The sequence below is a fragment of the Enterococcus hirae ATCC 9790 genome, from assembly GCF_000271405.2.
In the GTDB taxonomy this organism is placed as follows: Bacteria; Bacillota; Bacilli; order Lactobacillales; family Enterococcaceae; genus Enterococcus_B; species Enterococcus_B hirae.
Genome location: NC_018081.1, coordinates 1,630,414 through 1,651,669 on the forward strand (window position 1 = coordinate 1,630,414; position 21,256 = coordinate 1,651,669).

Sequence of the window (21,256 nt, forward strand, 5' to 3'; positions counted from 1 at the left end):
AACTATTCATTTTTCAATAGACTTTGGACCTTTAATTGATAAAGAATCTCTGGACTATTTCATTTTTTGCATTTGTATGCGATTTAAGTTGTCTGAACTATCTGAATATGGTAGAAGAAATGGAGACGAAGGAGTGAGACGATGTTAGAAGTGAAAGATTTGGTTAAGACGTTTGGAGACTATACCGCTGTTGATCATGTGTCTTTTCAAATACCTGATGGAAAGATTATGGGGCTGATCGGACAAAACGGGGCAGGAAAAACCACAACTTTTCGATTGATCTTAGATTTTTTGACACAGGATCAAGGGGAAGTTTTATGGAATGGACAACCTTTGGGAGAAAAAGACTATGACATTATTGGCTATCTTCCTGAAGAACGTGGGTTGTATCCGAAAGTAACGATTCAAGAGCAATTGTTGTATTTTGCTGAATTGAGAGGCAAAAAAAGAAAAGAGATCGAACCAAAAATCGATTTTTGGATGGAAAAGTTCCAAGTAAAAGGAAAGAAAACCGATAAAGTAAAATCATTGTCTAAAGGAAATCAACAAAAAGTCCAATTGATTGCTACGTTGATCCATGAACCTAAATTAATCATATTGGACGAGCCGTTTAGTGGGCTTGACCCAGTCAATGCAGAATTGCTGAAAGATGGGATCATTGAGTTAAAAGAACATGGCTCATGTGTTATTTTCTCCAGTCACAATATGGATAATGTTGAAAAAATCTGTGATCATTTAATTATGTTGCGTAATGGAAAAATGGTGTTAAGCGGGAAAGTCCATGAAATCAGAAATTCTTTTGGACGAACAAAGTTATTCTTAGAATCTGGCTTGTCCCAGCAGGAAGTTGCAATGATCGAAGGAGTCGAAAAAGTCGTCACTCATGAAGATCAAACGCTTGAAATCACTTTAAACGATCCTGATGTAGGAAAAGAAATCTTTACCCGAGCAACACAATTTGGCTATATTCCAATGTTCAATCAACAACCGCCTACCTTAGAAGAGATATTCAAAATGAAAGCAGGTGAGATTGATGCGTAAATTTTGGATCATTACAAAAGATGTCTATTTAAAAAATGTCAAATCTATCTCTTTCTTAATTATGATCTTAGTGCCATTCATTATGATAGGAATCGTTTATTTAGCAGGCAATTTTGCTCAGCAAAACAGTGAGATTAATAAAATTGGTGTATTGTCCGAAAATCAACAAGTAACGCAACAGCTTGAACAAGTAAAAACCGATGAGTTCAGCTTTCAAGCGGTTGATTCGCAAACACAAGCTCAAAAAGAATTAGCCGATGAAAAAATTGATGCCTATTTAGTCGTCACGGTCGAAAACGATCAGCTAAAAGGTCAACTTTACAGTGAAAATTCGTTAGGACAAAGTACACAATTGTTGATCCAACAGCAATTAACTGGGTTGCAATCACTATTGCGAGCTAGCCAACTGGGACTTTCTCCTGAAGAAGTAGCTAGTCTTAGTCAACCAGCAAGTTTGACTAGACAAAAAGTAAGTTTTGATAGTAATAACAAAATGAAAGTTGGAGAAGATAATTCTGGCGTACAATATGCGATTAGTTATGCAGCAACCATTATCTTATTTATCATTATCCTGACTTATTCACAAATCATCGCGCAAGAAATTGCTTCTGAAAAGGGAACTCGAATCATGGAAGTCATTTTATCAAGTACGACAGCTCAAAAACATTTTTATGGTAAATTGACTGGTGTCTTGTTAGTTGCTTTAACGCAGATGGCTCTATACGGTGTGATTTTGACTGTGGGATTCCAACAATTTAAACATATGGATTTTGTAAAAAGTATCATAGAGAATATTTCACTAGATAAGATCATCGGACCATTTTTATGGTACGCATTGTTGTTTATGTTCTTTGGTATCTTGATCTTCTCCGTTTTAGCGGCTTTATGTGGATCATTAGTCAACAAAGCAGAAGATACAGCAAAAGCGATTTTACCAGTTACTTATCTTTCTTTAGGTGGCTATATGCTTGGGTTGATCTTAGGCGCATCTGATCCAAACAATATCGTGATTCGGATCACGTCCTATATTCCGTTCCTTTCTTCTTATATTATGCCGATTCGTTTGGCGAATGAGACAGTGGGAATGACTAGTGTATTGATTTCACTTGTAGTGTTAATCATTGTCACATTCCTGCTAATGTTCTTCTCAGCGAATATGTATAAATCAAATGTTCTTGTTTATAGTGAAGGTGGCTTATGGAGTTCATTGAAACAGTCACTTTCAATTATGAGAAATGAACGTAAGAAATCCTAACCGACTGACTATTAAAAGCAGTATCGGCACAACAAAATGGTAAATGAAAAACTAAATGCTGGCGTTATTTCGGTTGATCTACGAAATAACACCAGCATTTTTTAGGATATTCTAAAGGAAAAAATCGTTGCCCAATCACTTCAGGACTAAAATTCTTGAACAAAAAAATCAAATAATCCTTGGTCAGTGGAATTGCTTGAATGTGTCAGCTCTGGATGCCATTGTACACCAAACAATCGAACATCCTTATCGAGACTTTCAATCCCTTCCACTAGACCATCAGGAGAAAAGGCTGTAGCTTTTAATGAAGGTGCCAGCTCTTTCAACGCCTGATGATGATAAGAGTTTACCAAATAAGTATCAGGTAGTAGCTGATATAATAGAGTGTCGGGTAAAATCTCTACTTCATGAGTAGCAAATTGTGGGGCGGTTGGATGCTGTTCATGTTTGACCGACCACTTAGGATAAGTGGTTAAATCTTGATACAAACTACCCCCAAGCACGACATTTAAGAGTTGCATTCCACGACAAACAGCAAAAATTGGTTTGTTTTGCTTCAGAGCCTCGCTGATAAGTGCCGCTTCAAAGAGATCTCTTTGAAGATTGGTTTCTAAAAGTTTTGGATGGGGAGGTTCATGATACAGTTGTGGGGAAATATCCTGTCCACCGGCTAAGATCAGTTTATCGATTTGGTCAATATAAGCAGAAGCAGTCTTAGGGGATGAGATCGGTAAAACGATCGGTAAACCATCCGCCTGCTGTACAGCATTGACAAAGCCTTGGGGAGTATAGGTTACTTGATTTCCTTGAAAAGTATCTGTCGCTCGGATCAACTGATTTCCAGCAATTCCAATAATGGGTAACATAAACATTCCTCCAAATCGTCTATTCGTTCTATTCTATCAAGAATAAAAAAATTTAAAACTATTTGAAATAGATCTAGTTTGGGAATAAATATGAAGAAAAAATTTTTTTCATGAGAATTTCTTATAAAAAAACAGAGTTACCGAGGAAAAATATGGTGTTTTTATTGAATTTTTTCGTCATTTTGGTACAATAGAATTAAATCACGAATAAAATGGTTGGGCATAATGCTTCAAGGATCGCGTTCTTCAAGGGGTGAGAAGAACATATTGAAGGGCTCAGCATCATTAGTCAACTAAAGGGCACATACTTTCAATGTAACGAGAGCATGTGTCCTTTTTTAATCGAAAGGGGGAAGTGATTGTGACAGAAATGGCGCGAATTTTGACAAGAATCAAAGAAGCAGAAGAGAATAATCAGAAAAAAGAAGAGCAGGTCAAAGCTGAACTTGCTCAATATGAACAATTAAAAAATAACGAATTAATCGATTTGAATAAAGAATTCCAAGAACGATTAACCAAGCTGATGAAAGAAAAAGAAAAAAATGAAGAGGAAGTAACTGAAGACGAACAGCACAAACTGGAATTGATTTTAGAACAATTTCGTCAAAAAGTTCTTGAAATAGAAAAAACATATTTAGAAAAAGAAGAAGAGGAAATAGCGAAGAAAAAGAACTTAACAAATGAGATCATTGAAAGGATGAAACAAAACAATGGCTGTCACTAAAATGGAAAAAGTGACTCTCATTTCAGATAAGAAAAATCGTGAAATCTTGTTGCAAGCAGTTCAAGGACTCCATGCAGTAGAAATCCGTGATCTGTTCCAAGAATCTGAAAACAATCAATGGGTAGAGACGTTTTTTCCTGAACCAGAGATGATCGATAAGGACAAGGAACTTGCGAAATTATCCTATAAATTAACGGATATTCGTACAGCTATCCAATTTATCGAACATCATGGCGAAAAAAGTCAGAAAAAACAACACTTAAAAAGGCGTGAACTTTCGTTAGATACTTTGGAAAAAAATTATTCAGAAGAAGCTTTTTCGAAAAAGCTGGAAGAAGTCTTACTTTTGAAGGAACAATGGGAGCAACTGGTAGACGAACGCCAACAATTGGAAGACCAAGAGAATTGGTTGCTCAATTGGCAAAATCTGGATTTGGCGCCTAAAGCATTTGATAGTCAAATGACCAAGCTAGTCATTGGAACGGTCAATGCTAAAAATGCTGAATCTTTTAAAGCTGAAGTTGCTGAGATAAACGAAGCCTATTTAGAAGAAATCAACTCTTCACCAACAACGACTTACTTTGCCTACATTGTTTTACGAGCTGACGAGTCACGCATGGAAGAAATCGCCAGTCGTTATGGATTTGTTAAAGAAGACTATCTGTATGAGGGGACACCACAGCAACAGTTAGTTGCTGCAAAACAAAGTTTACAGGAAATCAAGGACCAACAAAAGAAACTGTCTTCAGCCATTGGAGCTTGTAGTGGGTATATCAAAGATTTCGAATGGACGGAAGAAATCTTCTTGGCTCGCTCTGAACGAGAAGCAATCAAGGACCGGATCATTCATACTCCTTATCTGATTCTGATTCAAGGCTGGGTGGATCATGAAGAAAAACAAGAATTGATCCACATGCTACAAAATATCTTAGCAAGTGAAGAAGTCTATTTGACCTTTGACGAGCCAACGGACAATGAAATTGCTGAAGAAGTACCGACCAAACTAAAAAATCACCCGATCGTCGCTCCTTTTGAGATGTTAACGGAGATGTATAGTTTACCAAAGTATGAAGAAGTTGATCCAACGCCGTGGATGATGCCGTTTTACCTCGTCTTTTTTGGCATGATGGTGGCGGATATCGGGTATGGGTTACTGATGTTTTTAGGGGCATTTTTACTCCAAAAATTAGTGGTATTGCCACGGGGAATGCAACGTTTTGCAAAATTCTTTGAGATTCTAGCAATCCCTTCGATCATCTGGGGATTTATCTATAGCTCATTTTTTGGGGCGGCATTGCCTAAAGAAATTTTTGGTATTCATTTACCATTTCCGATTTTGTCTACTACAGATGATGTCAACACGATCTTGATTTTATCCGTAATTTTTGGGTTGATCCAAATTTTAGTCGGACTATTTATTGCTGCTAAGGAACATATCAAACGAAAAGCATATGTCGATGCCGTGAATGATGGGTTTGCTTGGCAAGGGATCTTGCTTGGTATCATTCTGATTTTATTGGGAACGATGATCCTTAAAAACAACGCCTTTGTTTATTTAGGCGGTGCATTAGCTGTTCTTTCAGCCGTATGTATTTTGATCATTCCTGTTTTCCAATCTTCTTCAAAAGCCAAGGGGATCGCCAAAGGTGCGTATAATTTATATGGTCTAACTGGCTATATCGGAGACTTAGTCAGCTATACACGACTAATGGCACTGGGAATCTCTGGAGGAAGTATTGCCGCAGCATTCAACATGTTAGTTGCTTTTATGCCTCCAGCTGCTCGTTTTAGTGTCGGAATTTTATTGATCATTGTCCTACAGGCTTTGAATATGTTCTTAACACTTTTGAGTGCCTATGTACATGGCGCACGATTACAATATGTAGAATTTTTTGGAAAGTTTTACACTGGAGGAGGGCGTTCCTTCAAACCACTAAAAACGGTGGAGAAATACGTCAACATCAATCATAAGAAAAAATAGAAATATTGGAGGAATTTGATACAATGATGGATTATTTGATTACTCAAAATGGTGGAATGGTATTTGCAGTATTAGCGATGGCAACAGCAACGATTTTTTCAGGAATCGGGTCTGCTAAAGGCGTTGGAATGACTGGGGAAGCGGCAGCAGCATTGACGACCAGTCAACCAGAAAAATTCGGACAAGCGTTAATTTTACAATTACTTCCAGGTACCCAAGGATTATACGGCTTCGTTATCGCCTTCTTGATTTTTATCAACTTAGGCAGCGATATGTCTGTCGTTCAAGGATTGAACTTCTTAGGAGCTTCCTTACCGATTGCCTTTACTGGTTTATTCTCAGGGATCGCTCAAGGGAAGGTTGCAGCTGCTGGTATTCAAATTCTAGCGAAAAAACCTGAGCATGCAACGAAAGGGATCATTTTTGCTGCGATGGTTGAAACATATGCCATCTTAGGTTTCGTTATTTCTTTCTTACTGGTCTTAAATGCGTAATAGCCTAGCTTATAAGGAGGAATGACGGTGGATGCCGATTGATAAAATCATCACTCAAATAAATGAAACAGCACAACTCGAACGTGCATCATTCGAAGAAATGAAGCGCAAAGAAATCGATCAAAAATTCGAAGTGAAAAAGTGGCAGATCGAAGCAGATTTTCAGAAAGAAAAAGCAAGTAAACTGGAAGAAATTGAACGAAGTTATCGCCAGTTGAGAAACAAGCAAAAAATGCAAGTGAAACAAGAAATCTTAAATGCGAAACAAGAAGTTTTACAGCGTTTATTCACGGAAGCAACGCTTCAGTTAGAAAATGAACCAAAAGAAGAACAACTTGCGTTGATGAAGCAAATGATCCAAACATTACCGATCAATGGCACAGCTCGCTTGATCCCAGGAGAAAAATCAGCGGATATCTTAACACCTGCGGTCATCGCTGAATGGAATGAAGAACTTCCTTTTGAATTAATCCGGGAAGACTTTACTGAAAAAGCACAAGCAGGGTTGATCATTGATGATGCTGGTATCCAATATAACTTTTTGTTTAGTCACTTGATCAAGGAAATTCAAGAGACGATGAGTGCTGAAATTGCCAAAGAATTATTTGACTAAGGAGGGATTGTCAAATGGAGTATCATGAATTAAATCCCTTGATACGTGGTAGAGAATTAGAGTTGATTTCAAAAGACACGTTTGAGCAAATGATCCAAACCGATTCGATCGATTCACTTGGAGAAATCTTACAATCCACGATCTATCAGCCGTATATCTATGACGGCTTTGACAAGGATTTTGAAGCCAATCTCTCTCAGGAACGCAGCAAATTATTCCAGTGGTTGAAAGAATCTGCACCAGAACCAGAAATCGTTTGGATCTATACGATGCGTTACACTTTCCATAATTTGAAAGTATTGACAAAGGCTGAGATCACAGGGCAAAACCTTGATCACCTTTACATCCATGATGGATTTTATTCGCTGGAAGTGTTGAAAGATGCGATTCACACGCAAGTGTCGGTGGAATTGCCAGACAGTCTCATGGATTATATTCGAGAAGTTCATGAATACTGCGAAGAATCGACTATTTTACAAGGGATCGATGTGATTTATGACCGTTGTTTTCTAACCGAGCAACGTCGCTTAGGGGAACAGCTTGGTTACCCTGAACTATTAGAAGAGATCATTGCTTTTATCGATTTAACGAATATCACCACGACAGCAAGAGGGATCTTGCAGCATCGTTCTGCAGGTTTTATGACAACAGTTATTTCAAGTTCAGGAAGTATTCCGAAAGACACATTGCTTTCCTTTGTTCGTGGGGAAATGGCATCTTTTACTCAGTTTTTACTGACAACAGATTACAGTGAGCTATTAAAGCAAGTCATCCATGAAGAACAGATTGATTTAGTTAGCTTGGAACAATTGAAAGATGATTATTTAAGTTCTTTTTATCAAGTAGCACAGACACAAGCGTTTGGCCCGTTACCATTACTAGCTTTTTTGAACGCAAAAGAAGTCGAAAGTAAAAATCTGCGCCTTTTGATCATTGGCAAACGAAATCACTTTTCACTGGAACAACTAAAAGAAAGGATGAGACAGGTCTATGACTTATAAAATCGGAGTAGTAGGTGACAAGGATTCTGTCTCGCCTTTTCGATTATTTGGCTTTGATGTACAGCATGGTACGACAAAGACTGAAATAAGAAAAACAATCGATGAGATGGCTAAGAATGAATATGGTGTGATCTATATCACCGAACAATGTGCAAATCTGGTCCCTGAAACGATTGAGCGCTATAAAGGACAATTGACACCTGCGATCATTTTGATTCCTAGTCATCAAGGAACCCTTGGTATCGGTTTAGAAGAGATCCAAAATAGTGTGGAAAAAGCTGTTGGACAAAATATTTTATAATAGGAAAAGGAGATAGTCATTTGCAAATTGGAAAAATCATAAAAGTCTCCGGTCCTCTCGTTATGGCAGAAAATATGTCAGAAGCAAGTATTCAAGACATGTGTTTAGTGGGAGATTTAGGAGTCATCGGCGAAATCATTGAGATGCGTCAAGATGTGGCGTCTATTCAAGTATATGAAGAAACTTCAGGAATTGGTCCCGGAGAACCTGTTCGTTCCACTGGGGAAGCACTATCTGTTGAGCTAGGACCAGGAATCATTTCACAAATGTTTGACGGGATTCAAAGACCACTGGATACATTTATGGAAGTGACTCAAAGTAACTTCTTAGGACGTGGGGTCCAATTACCAGCTTTAGATCATGAGAAACAATGGTGGTTTGAAGCGACAATCGAAGAAGGAACAGAAGTAAGTGCTGGAGACATCATTGGGTACGTGGATGAAACGAAGATCATTCAGCACAAAATCATGGTCCCTAATGGTATCAAAGGAACTGTACAAAAAATTGAATCTGGATCATTTACGATCGATGATCCGATTTGTGTGATCGAAACGGAACAAGGCTTAAAAGAGCTGACGATGATGCAAAAATGGCCAGTACGTCGTGGTCGACCAATCAAACAAAAATTAAATCCAGATGTACCGATGATCACCGGTCAAAGGGTCATTGACACGTTTTTCCCAGTAACTAAAGGAGGAGCGGCAGCCGTTCCAGGTCCGTTTGGTGCAGGGAAGACAGTTGTGCAACACCAGATTGCTAAGTGGTCGGACGTAGATCTAGTGGTTTACGTTGGTTGTGGGGAACGAGGAAATGAAATGACGGATGTCGTCAATGAATTTCCTGAACTGATCGATCCAAATACAGGCGAGTCTTTGATGGAACGAACTGTGTTGATCGCTAATACATCGAACATGCCAGTAGCTGCTCGAGAAGCTTCTATTTATACGGGAATCACGATTGCCGAGTACTTCCGTGACATGGGGTATGATGTAGCAATCATGGCAGATTCCACTTCTCGTTGGGCAGAAGCACTGCGTGAAATGAGCGGACGTTTAGAAGAAATGCCTGGTGATGAAGGTTATCCCGCTTATCTGGGCTCTCGTCTAGCTGAATACTATGAACGTTCAGGACGTGTCATTGCTCTAGGCTCTGACCAACGTGAGGGCAGTATCACTGCCATCAGTGCGGTTTCTCCTTCTGGTGGAGATATCTCTGAACCAGTGACTCAAAATACCTTACGTGTGGTGAAGGTTTTCTGGGGATTAGATTCTAGTCTTGCTCAAAAAAGACATTTTCCATCGATTAACTGGATCCAAAGTTACTCATTATATTCAACAGAAGTTGGCAGATATATGGATCAAATCTTACAACAGGATTGGTCTGATATGGTAACTGAAGGCATGCGGATCTTGCAAGAAGAAGAACAATTAAATGAAATCGTGCGCTTGGTAGGGATCGATTCGCTTTCTGATAACGATCGCTTGACCCTTGAAGTAGCAAAATCGATTCGAGAAGACTATTTACAACAAAATGCTTTTGATGATGTAGATACGTTTACTTCAAGAGAAAAACAATTCAACATGTTGAAAGTTATTTTGACTTTTGGGAAAGAAGCTCGAAAAGCCTTATCGTTGGGAGCGTACTTCAATGAAATCATGGAAGGTACAGTAGCGGTCAGAGAACGCATTAGTCGGAGCAAGTATATTCCAGAAGAAGAGTTAGCCAAAATTAGTAGTATAAATGAAGAAATCAAAGAAACGATCCAATTGATTGTTTCAGAAGGAGGGATGACCGATGATTAAAGAATATCGTACAATCAAAGAAGTGGTCGGCCCTTTGATGGCAGTCGAAAAAGTTTCGGGAGTCAAATATGAAGAATTGATTGAAGTTCGGATGCAAAACGGCGAGATTCGTCGTGGACAAGTACTAGAAGTCCAAGAAGACAAAGCGATGGTTCAGATCTTTGAAGGAACCAGTGGAATCAATCTAAAAAATTCTTCCGTACGCTTTTTAGGACACCCTTTACAATTAGGAGTATCAGAAGACATGATCGGTCGGGTTTTTGATGGTCTTGGTCGACCAAAGGACAATGGACCTGAAATCTTGCCAGAAAAATATTTAGATATCAATGGCGAAGTAATCAATCCAATTGCCAGAGATTATCCCGATGAATTTATCCAAACAGGGATTTCAGCAATCGATCATTTGAATACATTAGTCCGTGGGCAAAAATTGCCGGTTTTTTCTGGCTCAGGTTTACCACACAAAGAGTTGGCTGCCCAAATTGCTCGCCAAGCAACTGTTTTGGATTCTTCCGATGATTTTGCTGTGGTTTTTGCTGCCATCGGTATTACTTTTGAAGAAGCCGAATTTTTTATGGAAGACTTTAGACAAACAGGTGCGATTGATCGCTCCGTTATGTTTATGAATTTAGCTAATGATCCAGCAATCGAACGAATCGCCACACCAAGAATGGCATTGACGGCCGCTGAATATTTAGCTTATGAAAAAGGCATGCACGTCTTAGTCATCATGACCGATATGACCAACTATGCAGAAGCGCTCAGAGAAATTTCGGCCGCACGTCGAGAAGTTCCTGGCCGTCGTGGTTATCCAGGCTATCTTTACACAAACTTAGCCACCTTATTTGAACGGGCTGGACGGATTAGAGGATTGAAAGGTTCTGTAACTCAAATTCCGATTTTGACGATGCCAGAAGATGATAAGACTCATCCGATTCCCGATTTGACGGGTTATATCACAGAAGGTCAGATCATTTTAACGAGAGAGCTTTATAAGAGTGGGATTCAACCACCGATCGATGTCTTGCCTTCTCTTTCACGGTTGAAGGACAAAGGAACAGGTGCTGGTAAAACGAGAGAAGACCACGCAGCAACGATGAACCAATTGTTTGCCGCCTATGCGCAAGGAAAACAAGCGAAGGAATTAGCTGTCGTTTTAGGTGAATCTGCCTTGTCAGATATTGATAAAATCTATGCAAAATTTGCGGAACGATTTGAAAACGAATATGTCAACCAAGGATTTTACACCAATCGGACAATCACAGAAACGCTTGACTTAGGCTGGGAACTGTTGGCGATGCTTCCAAGAACCGAGTTAAAACGAATCAAGGATGATTTACTGGATAAGTATTTGCCAGAAGGGAAGTGAGTTCCTTATGCGATTAAACGTCAATCCTACGAGAATGGAGCTAACTCGTTTAAAGAAACAATTAACGACAGCGACAAGGGGACACAAACTTTTAAAGGACAAACAAGATGAATTGATGCGTCAATTTATTTTACTGATCCGTAAAAATAATGAGTTACGCCAAGCAATAGAAAAAGAAACCCAAACAGCAATGAAAGATTTTGTCTTAGCAAAGTCAACAGTCGAAGAAGCTTTTATTGACGAACTTTTGGCATTACCAGCGGAAAACGTCTCAATTTCTGTAGTTGAGAAAAATATTATGAGTGTCAAAGTTCCCCTCATGAATTTTCAATACGATGAAACATTGAATGAGACACCATTAGAGTATGGCTATCTTCATTCTAATGCAGAGTTGGATCGTTCGATCGATGGTTTTACGCAGCTCTTACCAAAGCTTTTGAAGCTGGCAGAAGTTGAAAAAACATGTCAACTTATGGCTGAAGAGATCGAGAAAACCAGAAGAAGGGTCAATGCGTTGGAATATATGACGATTCCTCAATTGGAAGAAACGATTTATTATATTAAAATGAAGCTGGAAGAAAACGAACGAGCAGAAGTAACTCGCCTGATCAAAGTGAAAAATATGGGAACAGAAGAGTAAGGCTGATCCAATTCAGCATTCTAATGGCTTTTTTCATGATCAGAACAAATCGAATTTAGCGTAAGAAGAAAAAGTAGTCATTTATTTTTCTTCTTGCGCTCGTTTGCTTATAATGGAAAGAGGTCGTGAAAGAAGCGGTCAGCTCCGAGCGAATAAGAGAGGATTTTTTAAAATAGCTTCTCCTATTTTAGAAAATCATCGCTTATTGCCGAGTAGTTGCTTCACGCCAATGATTCATTTTGTACCTATTTATGATTGCAGAACAAAATGTCGTTCTGAGATCTTAGATAAAAATTAAGCATAAGGAATGACTATCATGAAAAAAAGAGTAAGAAAACGATTATCACCTGTCCAGCTAATTGCTGCTGGTTTTTTTATCTTGATCCTGTTTGGAGGTAGCTTACTGACGTTACCATTTTTTAGCCGCAGCGGAGAAAGCACCCATTTTATTGATGCCTTATTCACTGCAACCTCAGCTGTTTGTGTGACTGGTTTGACGACACTGAATACTGCGGAGCATTGGAATAGTGCAGGACAGTTTTTGATCATGACCTTGATTGAAATCGGTGGGTTAGGCTTTATGATGATCCCGATCCTCTTTTTTGCTATTGCGAAGAAAAAAATCAGTTTTAGTATGCGGATTGTGCTAAAGGAAGCCTTAAACCTTGAAGAGATGTCGGGTGTAATTAAGTTAATGATCTATATCTTAAAATTTGCGGTGGTGATCCAAGTAATCGGGGCGGTTGCTTTGAGTGTAGTTTTTATTCCTGAATTTGGTTGGGCTAAAGGAATCTGGTTTAGTATCTTTCATGCCGTTTCTAGTTTTTGTAATGCAGGATTTGATTTATTAGGAGACAGTTTACTCGCGGATCAAACAAATGTTTACCTGATCATGGTCGTTTCAGCGTTGATCATTGCAGGTGGATTAGGTTTTATTGTCTGGCGTGATATTCTAAGTTATCATCGCGTCAAAAAAATCACACTACATTCAAAAGTCGCCTTATCTGTAACTGCACTCTTATTAATTGGTGGATTTATTTTATTTCTCATCACTGAAAGAAATGGACTGACTTTAGTTAAAGGTACGTTTACAGAAAGATTAGCGAATACATTTTTTATGAGTGTGACACCAAGAACAGCAGGCTATTACTCTATTGATTATTTACAGATGAGTCATGCAGGATTGATTTTAACGATGTTTTTGATGTACATCGGAGGAACTTCTGGTTCGACAGCTGGAGGACTGAAAACTACGACATTAGGAATTTTATTGATCCAAATGCATGCCATGTTTAAAGGAAAGACACGAGCAGAAGCCTTCGGTCGAACCATTCGCCAAGCAGCCGTGCTACGTGCATTGACTCTTTTCTTTGTAACTCTCTCTTTATGTGTTGTTGCGATCATGGTCCTATCTGTGACGGAGACGATTCCTAAAACGTCAGGAATCGAATATATTGCGTTTGAAGTCTTTTCCGCTTTTGGGACAGTTGGATTGACGATGGGGTTGACCCCGGATTTGACATTGATCGGAAAACTAGTCATTATTTCTTTGATGTATATCGGTCGAGTAGGAATCATGACAGTCGTTTTTTCACTACTAGTAAAAGCGAACAGGGCAGAAGCCAATTACAAATACCCAGAAGAAAGCATTATGCTTGGGTAGTTGTGAAGGTATCGGGGAGTTTCGATGATAATAAAAAAGAAACGCTCAAAACAAGAGAAGCTGTTTTGAGCGTTTTTTTCACAACCTTATCCCCGAATAACTTCGATTTTATATCCGTCAGGGTCAACAACGAAATAATAAGAAGGAGCTGTTCCTGGAAGTCCTTTTAGGTCTGTCACATTGAATCCTTCTGCTTGGTGTTTTTCGTGAAGTGCTTCTAAATCATCCGCAGCAATAGCAATGTGTCCATAGCCATTCCCTAGATCATAGCCTTCATGATCATAGTTATAAGTTAATTCTAATTCGTAGTCATCTCCTGGTAAAGTTAAATAAACAAGGGTGAATTTGTTTTCTGGAAAATCACGGCGACGACTTTCTTCAAAGCCAAACGCTTTTTGGTAAAATTCTAATGAAGCGTCAAGATCTTTCACTCGAACGCAAGTATGAGCCATTTTCATAAATAACTACTTCCTTTCCTTTTTTTCATCATAACAAAAAAAGAAAGAGCAATAGAAGATTTGCGCTTGTTTATGAGAAAACTCTCATGTAAAATAAAAAGTAAATAAGCTTAAGGTGGACAAAATGATGGATAAACCAGTATTTGGTGAAAAAGAAGCAGGGGTCCAGTATTCCCCCCGATATGCTGCCTATATCATCGTGGAAGAAAAGAACAAACTAGCTTTGATTGAAGCTCCAAATGGTGCTTATTTTTTACCTGGTGGAGAGATTGAAGCGATGGAAACAAAAGAAGCAGCTCTTAAGAGAGAACTCCTTGAGGAAATGGGGATCGTCGCAGAAATTGCGACTTATCTAGGGGAAGCGGATGAGTATTTTTATTCCAATTACCGTCAGACCTATTACTATAACCCAGGCTACTTTTACGTGGCAAACGGCTGGCAACAAATGGCAGAACCAACTGAAAAGACGAATACCATTTGGTGGGTCACGCCACAAGAAGCCATTGAAGAATTAAAACGAGGTAGCCACAAGTGGGCGGTTGAAAAATGGTTATTATTGAACAATTAAAACAATTAAATCAAGAAAAAATCCAAAACCAGCGTACAGTCAGTGACGAACTGGTTTTGGATTTTTATTTAGTAGCAAATGTTATTTTTATTATGATAAAACATACGTTTTGATTGCTTCTGCCACACCATGTTCTTCATTTGTTTTAGTGACCACGTTGGCAGCTTCTTTAACTAGCGGAACAGCATTACCCATCGCAACGCCTAAGCCAGCATATTCAATCATCGATAAGTCATTTTCGTTGTCACCAATCGCCATGATCTCATCCTGATCGATTCCAAGATGTTGCGCTAAGTTCGCAACGGCTGCGCCTTTACTTGCTTCTTTGTTTAATACTTCAAAGTAATAAGGCGCACTTTTCACTGTCGTGTATTTTTCACGGAATGTTTGGGGCAAACGAGCAATCGCAGCATCTAAGATATCAGGTTCGTCGATCATCATCATTTTAACCAAATTGATATCTGGTGTCATTTCTTCAGGTGTGCGATATTTCAACGGCATATGAACTAAGCTGGCTTCATGGATCGTATACGCACTGATATCACGATTAGAGGTGTAAATCGTCTGATCATCAATGGAGTGTAGATGACTGCCAACTCGACGAGCCATCACTTCGATTTCTAAATAATCTTCGTGTGTCAAACCATGACGTGCGATGATTTTTCCTGATTTTGTTTGTTGGACAAGTGCGCCATTGTAGGTGATCACGTAGTCATTTTCTTGGAATAAATCGAGTTCATTCAACTGTTCCTGGACACCAGGCAACGGTCTGCCGGTACACAAGACGATAGCTACTCCTTTAGCGACAGCCTGAGCAATCGCTTCTTTGACGTCTGCTGTAATTTCTCTTTTCTCATTTAATAAGGTTCCATCGATGTCGATGGCGACTAACTTGATAGACATAATTTCCTCCAGTGATCGTGTGTTTTAGTTTGTTTGGGTAATCAGTGAACCATTGCGGATATGGCTTGCAAATTCTTGATAGGTTTCGTCAAATAGATCGTAGTGATTTCTTAAAGACGGATCAACCATTTCTTTTGGAAAGAAAAATCGTTCATCTCCTTGTTCTTGTCCAGCAAGAGCAGCCACAAGTTGGCTCACCTCTGATAATTCTACCAAAGTTCCATCATTTCGCAAGATTTCGATTTGTGTTCGATGGCGTCCTTCTTCGGGGCGATAAAAATCATAAGGCAAATCATAACTGGAATTGATGGCAGTATAGTAGACAGGATTGTAGCCAACTTTTTCCACAAGAGCAGTCATTTCCTTGATCAAGGAAGAAGAGCGATCCCCAGAAAAAGTTGCCGATTTTAACGGTTTACGGTATAAGAAACGTTTAGCTAAATCACTTAAGATTGGATCAGAAAATTCCGTCCATTGGGTAAAATAAGTTCCTAAAACGCCATCGTCTAATTTTAAATACTCTTCCAGTGTAAAGTTTTCGTCAAGAAACGGTAAGAGTAGTTGAGAATGGGATTCAAACACATTGGGATCTTCTCGATACAACTCATGCGCCCGATGTAACAAGTGTTCTAAAATTACTTCCATGCCACGAGACACAGGGTGGAAATAAACTTGAACGTACATTTGATAGCGACTCACAATATAATCTTCGACTGCGTGCATCCCATTCATCGAAAAGGCGATCCCGCCTTTATAGGGACGAATGACACGTAAAATTCGTGTTAAATCAAACGTACCGTATTCTGTCCCAGTGTAATAGGCATCTCGCAACAAGTAATCCATTCGATCAGCATCGATCTGACTCGAAATCATTTGGACGACTTGGGGATTAGGATACGTTTTTTGGATCACACTGGCAACTTTTTCTGGAAATCCTTCTTCCACACGATTCAAAATTTGATAAACTTCCGTTTCAGGAGAAGTAATGATTTCTACAGTGATCGCTTCATGATTCGTATGGAAAATATGTTCAAATGTATGAGAATAAGGACCGTGACCAACATCGTGAAGCAATGCTGCGCACAACGTAACCAAACGTTCTCGATCATCCCAGCCGTCAGCGCCAATTTTTTCTTGAGGGAAATTGCGGGAAAAGATATCACAGATCCGTCTTGAAATTTCATAGACCCCTAATGAATGAGTGAACCGACTATGTTCAGCGCCGTGAAAAGTAAAGGAAGAAGTGCCTAACTGTTTGATACGGCGCAATCGTTGGACTTCTTTTGAATTGATCAAGTCTAAAATGACTTGGTGTTGGACATGGATATAGTTATGGACCGGGTCACGAAAGACCTTTTCGATCGGTAATAATTGATATTTATAAGGAATAGTCATCAGCAAGCTCCTTTAATTTATTTCGTTCTTCCATTCGATTGATTTGATCCGTCCACTGTTCAGAAGTGACATGTGCCTCTTTCCAACATAGCGCATCAACTGAACGACTCTCTCCATAGAGTTGTGTGAGTGCCAATTGGAATTGTTGTTTTACATCCTCAATGGTTAAAGGCGTTTCAAGTAAATCAGCTAAGGTTGCCATACTTTCAGGAACGACCGCCGGGTAACCATTCGTGCCGAAATCCTCTTTCAGCGCTTCTTGATAGAATCGTTTCATCGCTTGACCTCTGGTTTGTTGTGCGCCATTGACACTAACATACATCATCACAGAAATCCCGTTTTTTATGCGACGTTGGGCGATCCCCGCAAACTTTTTACCGTTGATACTCAGGTCATACGTACCAGGACAATAAGAATGAGTCACTTCAAAAGCTTCGATTGATACGGTTGGAAAAGCCAGACGAGTCAATGTGAGCATTTTTTCATAGGCAGCATCAATCGATATCTTCTCCTGTTCGTTTTGAGGGAAAATCAATGAGATATTTAAAACCCCTTGATCAGAAATGATCCCTAATCCACCAGCGTTACGAACGATTGGCTGATAGCCTGCTTTTCTTAGCTCCTGAATGCCTTCATGGAAGTAGGGCGTTCGAGTATCTTTCATTCCTAAGATCACCGTTTGTTCATATTGCCAAAAATGGAGAAAGTTTTGGTTGTTTTTTTTGAATACTCGGTTAAGATATCCGTCAGAGCAAAAGGGGTAAAATCATTTTTTTGATAAATTTTTTGATCCAAAATAATTGTTGGATTCATTACATTCGCTCCTTTATATAATTAATCATCGATTGACATTCCAATGATTCACGTTTGTCATCGTTTCATGGGAGTTTCTCTCATTATTATACTATACTCTAATATACTCTAAAAAAAGAATTTATTGAGTCTGGGACAAAACTTGGCTCAGTCTCTTCTGGTAGCTCTAAAAACGAATAAACGGTGTTCAAGCATCAGCTCCTTGAAATAAGCCTGAATTTTTCAAAATATGAGAAGCTATTTTAAAAAATTCTTTCTTATTGTCATCGGAGCTCCCCGATGCTTTCACAACCTCTTCGATGACGAGTTGTTTGACAAATAGACGAAAACTAGGAACAATGTACCTATATGAAGTAAAGGAGAAGGTAAAATGGCACAATCGCAAGGAACACCCATTTCAATCAAATTACGGACGAAAGTCATGCAAAATGGGGAACATCAAGACTTTTTCTTTGATCTGAAAGGTCAAATGGTCAAAATTGGGGATACGTTATACATACGATACCAGGAAATTCAGGAAAATACAGCAGAAGAAATCCCTGTAACGATCAAATTGATGCCCGATGGACAGGTTCAATTGATTCGTGCGGGAGAAACACGGATGCGACTAAAATTCGGGTATCGTGAACGTTTGGAAACAACGTATCGGACACCTTATGGCATGCTTCAAATTGAAACGTATACCAAAGAATTACATGTTAGTTTGAAAGACCGACCAACCGCTGGGAAAGTAATGATTGAATACGACTTGCTAATGGGACCAGAAAAATTAGGGGAATATTATTTAACTTTAGATTTTACTGCTTAAATCGCAAAGAAACGTTTGATTTTTTACGTATGATTTTGTATGATAAGGAGTAGACTGTGAAAGGACGTGTCCTGATTGGAAATTAGTGTATTTGAAGGTGCAAACAAAAACGAATTATCAATGATTGAAGTAGCACATGCGATCTTAGAACAACGTGGCGATGTGATGGATTTTTCTGATTTAGCCAACCAAATCCAAACCTATCTTGGAAAATCAGACAGTGAGATTCGTGATTCACTGGCACAATTTTATACTGACTTAAATATTGATGGTAGCTTTATTTCATTAGGTGACAATCGTTGGGGCTTGCGTTCATGGTATGCGATCGATTCGATCGATGAAGAAGTAAACCATGGAATTGACGAAGAAGATGAAGATACACCTCGTCGACGCAAACGTAAAAAAGTCAATGCCTTTATCAACGATGATGAAGATGCGATCGATTATAATGATGATGACCCAGAAGATACTGACTTGTCTGACGAAGATGACGATGATCTTTTTGAAGATGATGATGACGATGATGAAGAAATCGCTGCTTATAACTCTGACTTGCAAGAAATCGGTGCAGACGACACAAGTGACGATGAAGAAGAATTACCAGGCAACATCGAAGAAGATCTAAGCATCATTGAAGATGACGATGAAGACGAAGACTACGAGGACGAAGAGTTCACCGAAGAATAGACTTTCGGCTTCATAGCTGCAGATCCCCCAATAAGGGATCTGCAGTTTTTTTGTATTGATTTTTTACATAAATAAAAAATAATTGAAACTTTTTGGTTTGTTTGATCGTCATAGTAAGTGAGAGGGAAAGGAGATGGGTCCGATTTTTAATCGTTACAAGAAAAAGAAGCAAATCGAAAAATCAAAGAATTTATTAAGTGAATTGATCCAAGAGGAATATGAGAAAATGTTTCGGATCACAATGAATTATGTTCATAACAAAGAAGAAGCATTGGACGTAATGCAAGACAGTTTTCATAAAGCGTTAGCTGCTATTGAACAAGGGAAAGAGATTGAACGATTTTCAGCTTGGTTTTATCGTATTTTGATACGAACAGCGATCGATGCTTGGCGTAAGCAAAAACGAAATCAATCGGAAACATTGGAAGAAGAAACGATTCAACTCGCTCACACAACGGACGATTCATTGACTGATTTACATGGAATCATTGAAGGAATTGATAGCCCCGAAAAGGAAATTTTGATTTTACATTTTTTTGAAGGCTTTCGTTTAAAAGAAATTGCAGAGATTCTTGATTTGAATGAAAACACCGTCAAAACCAAAATGTATCGTACGTTAAATCAGCTAAGAAAAATCTTACAGTAAAAATCACAATAAAGGAGAGAAAGACGGATGTATTCAGCTCAGAAGGAACTAGAACAACTGAAACAAGTCTATCAACAACAAGAAATCCCTCATGGTATCAAAAATGAGATGATCAAGCGCTACTCACTAGAAGAACAAAGGTTTAACCAGCGAGTGAAACGAAAAAAACAAGTGAAAGGACTTATTCTATCTTTTGCTATTATTGCGATGATGTTCAGCAGTATTTTTTTTAACAATCAAATTCGTAGTTTTGCTGAAGATTTACCCTTGATTGGCCCAGTCGTGAAATTAATTTTAGGGAAAACACTGTCTGATGAAACAATCGAGATCCGAGTGCCGCAAATCAGTACAAAAGATAAAGAAAATAGTCAGACGATTGCTGGACTGAACAAAAAGTACTTTCGTGAAGGACAAGAAAACTTTGAAAAAGCAAAAGTACAGTACCAAGACTTTAAAACAAATCATTTTCAAGTTACGGGAGATTATCAGAAACTGTTGGATGATCCGCGTTTTTTAGTGATTGAACGAAAGATGACACAAACTGCCGCAGACAGCTATACGGAAAAGCGTTATGATACGATTGATAAAAAAAGCGGAGTAGTCCTATCTTTACCACTTTTATTCAAAGATGATCAGTATCTTTCCGTTTTGACAAATGAAGTCAAAGAGCAAATGCAAAAAAATAGCAAAGAAAACCCTGATCAGTATTATTGGACAGATGATGATTTTAAAGATGGACTAATCAAAAAAACGCCATTAGTTACTAAAGACACATCTTTTTATATCAATAAAAATCACGAGCTAGTCTTAGTTTACGATCAATTTTCGATCGCACCTGGCTATATGGGCACACCAACCTTTGTGATACCTAAAGAAGTGACACGTTCACTTTTAGCTTCTCCAGATTACTTAAATGAGTAAGCTCAAGCTAAAAAATAAATAACTGATCCTTTGCGCTATCATAAGAGTTGATTTGATTTTGGAAAAATACTTCAAATAGTTCAATTATACATGGTTATAATATATACAAAATGTCTAGGACAGCCATTGTTGGATAAATAGCTGTTTAAGAGAGATTGAGACAAAAGTATTTCGCATCAAGAAATAAGAAGGAATTTCCGAAAATTGACAAAAAACGCAAACACTGGTTTTTGCTGTTGATTGTTACCTACTTGGTGCTTCACAAATTTTTGGTCAATTTCGACAAATTTTTTGAAGATGCTACTTT

The 21,256-nt window shown here is 38.6% G+C and carries 21 protein-coding genes, 1 pseudogene and 1 other annotated feature; of the genes and pseudogenes, 17 read left to right on the top strand and 5 right to left on the bottom strand.

Annotated elements, in window-relative coordinates; all coding sequences use genetic code 11:
* Positions 1–141 precede the first annotated feature (141 nt).
* Both EHR_RS07740 and EHR_RS07745 read left to right on the top strand, forming a co-directional pair.
* Positions 142–1,041 (top strand): ABC transporter ATP-binding protein, encoded by a 900-nt coding sequence (locus EHR_RS07740; protein ID WP_010718646.1) that lies wholly within the window; start codon positions 142–144, stop codon positions 1,039–1,041.
* Positions 1,034–2,296 (top strand): ABC transporter permease, encoded by a 1,263-nt coding sequence (locus tag EHR_RS07745; protein WP_010738019.1) that lies wholly within the window; start codon positions 1,034–1,036, stop codon positions 2,294–2,296. Before EHR_RS07740 ends, EHR_RS07745 begins: the two co-directional genes overlap by 8 nt.
* A 146-nt stretch (positions 2,297–2,442) precedes the next feature.
* Here EHR_RS07745 and EHR_RS07750 read toward each other — a convergent pair whose 3' ends face one another.
* Entirely contained in the window at positions 2,443–3,162 is a 720-nt protein-coding gene (locus EHR_RS07750; RefSeq protein WP_010738018.1) for a gamma-glutamyl-gamma-aminobutyrate hydrolase family protein, read from the bottom strand.
* 214 nt (positions 3,163–3,376) lie between these two features.
* Positions 3,377–3,425: a sequence feature (sodium ion sensor (DUF1646 type); this cis-regulatory element may regulate processes involved in with the transportation of sodium ions), on the top strand.
* 107 nt (positions 3,426–3,532) lie between these two features.
* Between EHR_RS07750 and EHR_RS07755 the strand changes: the two genes are divergently transcribed.
* The 10 genes from EHR_RS07755 (at position 3,533) to EHR_RS07800 (ending at position 13,750) form a co-directional block, all read left to right on the top strand.
* Positions 3,533–3,886, top strand: coding sequence for an ATPase V (locus EHR_RS07755; protein ID WP_243464880.1), 354 nt, complete (start codon positions 3,533–3,535; stop codon positions 3,884–3,886).
* Entirely contained in the window at positions 3,873–5,867 is a 1,995-nt protein-coding gene (locus tag EHR_RS07760; protein WP_010738016.1) for a V-type ATP synthase subunit I, read from the top strand. Before EHR_RS07755 ends, EHR_RS07760 begins: the two co-directional genes overlap by 14 nt.
* Positions 5,868–5,890: 23 nt before the next feature.
* Positions 5,891–6,361: a V-type ATP synthase subunit K gene (locus tag EHR_RS07765; RefSeq protein ID WP_010738015.1), complete on the top strand. Its 471-nt coding sequence runs from the start codon at positions 5,891–5,893 to the stop codon at positions 6,359–6,361.
* A 31-nt stretch (positions 6,362–6,392) separates the two neighbouring features.
* Positions 6,393–6,974, top strand: a complete 582-nt coding sequence (gene ntpE, locus EHR_RS07770) for a V-type sodium ATPase subunit E (RefSeq protein ID WP_014834502.1) — start codon at positions 6,393–6,395, stop codon at positions 6,972–6,974.
* A gap of 14 nt (positions 6,975–6,988) precedes the next feature.
* Positions 6,989–7,975: a V-type ATPase subunit gene (locus EHR_RS07775; protein WP_010738013.1), complete on the top strand. Its 987-nt coding sequence runs from the start codon at positions 6,989–6,991 to the stop codon at positions 7,973–7,975.
* Positions 7,965–8,276, top strand: coding sequence for a V-type ATP synthase subunit F (locus tag EHR_RS07780; RefSeq protein ID WP_010718638.1), 312 nt, complete (start codon positions 7,965–7,967; stop codon positions 8,274–8,276). The genes EHR_RS07775 and EHR_RS07780 overlap by 11 nt, the downstream gene beginning before the upstream one ends.
* Positions 8,277–8,296: 20 nt before the next feature.
* On the top strand, positions 8,297–10,078 hold the full coding sequence (locus EHR_RS07785; RefSeq protein WP_010718637.1) for a V-type ATP synthase subunit A: 1,782 nt from the start codon (positions 8,297–8,299) through the stop codon (positions 10,076–10,078).
* Positions 10,071–11,447 carry a V-type ATP synthase subunit B gene (locus EHR_RS07790; RefSeq protein ID WP_010718636.1) on the top strand — a complete coding sequence of 459 codons (1,377 nt, stop codon included), beginning with the start codon at positions 10,071–10,073 and terminating at the stop codon, positions 11,445–11,447. The genes EHR_RS07785 and EHR_RS07790 overlap by 8 nt, the downstream gene beginning before the upstream one ends.
* A gap of 7 nt (positions 11,448–11,454) precedes the next feature.
* Positions 11,455–12,087 (top strand): V-type ATP synthase subunit D, encoded by a 633-nt coding sequence (locus EHR_RS07795; RefSeq protein ID WP_010738012.1) that lies wholly within the window; start codon positions 11,455–11,457, stop codon positions 12,085–12,087.
* 316 nt (positions 12,088–12,403) lie between these two features.
* Positions 12,404–13,750, top strand: coding sequence for a TrkH family potassium uptake protein (locus EHR_RS07800; protein WP_010738011.1), 1,347 nt, complete (start codon positions 12,404–12,406; stop codon positions 13,748–13,750).
* A gap of 86 nt (positions 13,751–13,836) precedes the next feature.
* On the opposite strand, the gene gloA is transcribed toward EHR_RS07800, so the two are convergent.
* On the bottom strand, positions 13,837–14,208 hold the full coding sequence (gloA, locus tag EHR_RS07805; protein ID WP_010718633.1) for a lactoylglutathione lyase: 372 nt from the start codon (positions 14,206–14,208) through the stop codon (positions 13,837–13,839).
* A gap of 127 nt (positions 14,209–14,335) precedes the next feature.
* Here gloA and EHR_RS07810 point away from each other — a divergent pair, with 127 nt between their 5' ends.
* On the top strand, positions 14,336–14,776 hold the full coding sequence (locus tag EHR_RS07810) for an NUDIX hydrolase (protein WP_014834503.1): 441 nt from the start codon (positions 14,336–14,338) through the stop codon (positions 14,774–14,776).
* A gap of 90 nt (positions 14,777–14,866) precedes the next feature.
* Here the strand turns inward: EHR_RS07810 and yidA are convergent, their stop codons facing one another.
* The 3 genes and pseudogenes from yidA to EHR_RS07825 form a co-directional block, all read right to left on the bottom strand.
* Positions 14,867–15,679, bottom strand: coding sequence for a sugar-phosphatase (yidA, locus tag EHR_RS07815; RefSeq protein WP_010738008.1), 813 nt, complete (start codon positions 15,677–15,679; stop codon positions 14,867–14,869).
* Positions 15,680–15,703: 24 nt separating this feature from the next.
* Entirely contained in the window at positions 15,704–17,074 is a 1,371-nt protein-coding gene (locus EHR_RS07820) for an HD domain-containing protein (protein ID WP_010738007.1), read from the bottom strand.
* A pseudogene (locus EHR_RS07825) lies at positions 17,058–17,887 on the bottom strand (lipoate--protein ligase family protein). The gene EHR_RS07820 and the pseudogene EHR_RS07825 overlap by 17 nt, the downstream one beginning before the upstream one ends.
* A 370-nt stretch (positions 17,888–18,257) precedes the next feature.
* Between EHR_RS07825 and EHR_RS07830 the strand changes: the two are divergent.
* From EHR_RS07830 to EHR_RS07845, 4 genes are all read left to right on the top strand, one after another.
* A complete protein-coding gene (locus EHR_RS07830; protein ID WP_010718627.1) occupies positions 18,258–18,695 on the top strand; it encodes a YwiB family protein in 438 nt (145 codons plus the stop codon).
* Between the two features lie 75 nt (positions 18,696–18,770).
* Positions 18,771–19,382 carry a DNA-directed RNA polymerase subunit delta gene (gene rpoE / locus EHR_RS07835; protein ID WP_010718626.1) on the top strand — a complete coding sequence of 204 codons (612 nt, stop codon included), beginning with the start codon at positions 18,771–18,773 and terminating at the stop codon, positions 19,380–19,382.
* A gap of 133 nt (positions 19,383–19,515) precedes the next feature.
* On the top strand, positions 19,516–20,028 hold the full coding sequence (locus EHR_RS07840; protein ID WP_010738005.1) for an RNA polymerase sigma factor: 513 nt from the start codon (positions 19,516–19,518) through the stop codon (positions 20,026–20,028).
* A 27-nt stretch (positions 20,029–20,055) separates the two neighbouring features.
* On the top strand, positions 20,056–20,949 hold the full coding sequence (locus tag EHR_RS07845; protein ID WP_010738004.1) for an RsiV family protein: 894 nt from the start codon (positions 20,056–20,058) through the stop codon (positions 20,947–20,949).
* The last annotated feature ends 307 nt before the right edge of the window (positions 20,950–21,256 follow it).

What these genes read in the sequence shown, in the direction of transcription:
- EHR_RS07775 (WP_010738013.1), top strand. Translation starts at nt 6,989, where the DNA reads ATGGAGTATCATGAATTAAATCCCTTGATACGTGGTAGAGAATTAGAG.
- EHR_RS07760 (WP_010738016.1), top strand. Translation starts at nt 3,873, where the DNA reads ATGGCTGTCACTAAAATGGAAAAAGTGACTCTCATTTCAGATAAGAAA.
- EHR_RS07745 (WP_010738019.1), top strand. Translation starts at nt 1,034, where the DNA reads ATGCGTAAATTTTGGATCATTACAAAAGATGTCTATTTAAAAAATGTC.
- EHR_RS07755 (WP_243464880.1), top strand. Translation starts at nt 3,533, where the DNA reads ATGGCGCGAATTTTGACAAGAATCAAAGAAGCAGAAGAGAATAATCAG.
- EHR_RS07780 (WP_010718638.1), top strand. Translation starts at nt 7,965, where the DNA reads ATGACTTATAAAATCGGAGTAGTAGGTGACAAGGATTCTGTCTCGCCT.
- EHR_RS07830 (WP_010718627.1), top strand. Translation starts at nt 18,258, where the DNA reads ATGGCACAATCGCAAGGAACACCCATTTCAATCAAATTACGGACGAAA.
- EHR_RS07820 (WP_010738007.1), bottom strand. Translation starts at nt 17,074, where the DNA reads ATGACTATTCCTTATAAATATCAATTATTACCGATCGAAAAGGTCTTT.
- yidA (WP_010738008.1), bottom strand. Translation starts at nt 15,679, where the DNA reads ATGTCTATCAAGTTAGTCGCCATCGACATCGATGGAACCTTATTAAAT.
- EHR_RS07795 (WP_010738012.1), top strand. Translation starts at nt 11,455, where the DNA reads ATGCGATTAAACGTCAATCCTACGAGAATGGAGCTAACTCGTTTAAAG.
- EHR_RS07790 (WP_010718636.1), top strand. Translation starts at nt 10,071, where the DNA reads ATGATTAAAGAATATCGTACAATCAAAGAAGTGGTCGGCCCTTTGATG.
- EHR_RS07750 (WP_010738018.1), bottom strand. Translation starts at nt 3,162, where the DNA reads ATGTTACCCATTATTGGAATTGCTGGAAATCAGTTGATCCGAGCGACA.
- gloA (WP_010718633.1), bottom strand. Translation starts at nt 14,208, where the DNA reads ATGAAAATGGCTCATACTTGCGTTCGAGTGAAAGATCTTGACGCTTCA.
- EHR_RS07840 (WP_010738005.1), top strand. Translation starts at nt 19,516, where the DNA reads ATGGGTCCGATTTTTAATCGTTACAAGAAAAAGAAGCAAATCGAAAAA.
- EHR_RS07740 (WP_010718646.1), top strand. Translation starts at nt 142, where the DNA reads ATGTTAGAAGTGAAAGATTTGGTTAAGACGTTTGGAGACTATACCGCT.
- EHR_RS07810 (WP_014834503.1), top strand. Translation starts at nt 14,336, where the DNA reads ATGGATAAACCAGTATTTGGTGAAAAAGAAGCAGGGGTCCAGTATTCC.
- EHR_RS07845 (WP_010738004.1), top strand. Translation starts at nt 20,056, where the DNA reads ATGTATTCAGCTCAGAAGGAACTAGAACAACTGAAACAAGTCTATCAA.
- ntpE (WP_014834502.1), top strand. Translation starts at nt 6,393, where the DNA reads ATGCCGATTGATAAAATCATCACTCAAATAAATGAAACAGCACAACTC.
- EHR_RS07765 (WP_010738015.1), top strand. Translation starts at nt 5,891, where the DNA reads ATGATGGATTATTTGATTACTCAAAATGGTGGAATGGTATTTGCAGTA.
- EHR_RS07800 (WP_010738011.1), top strand. Translation starts at nt 12,404, where the DNA reads ATGAAAAAAAGAGTAAGAAAACGATTATCACCTGTCCAGCTAATTGCT.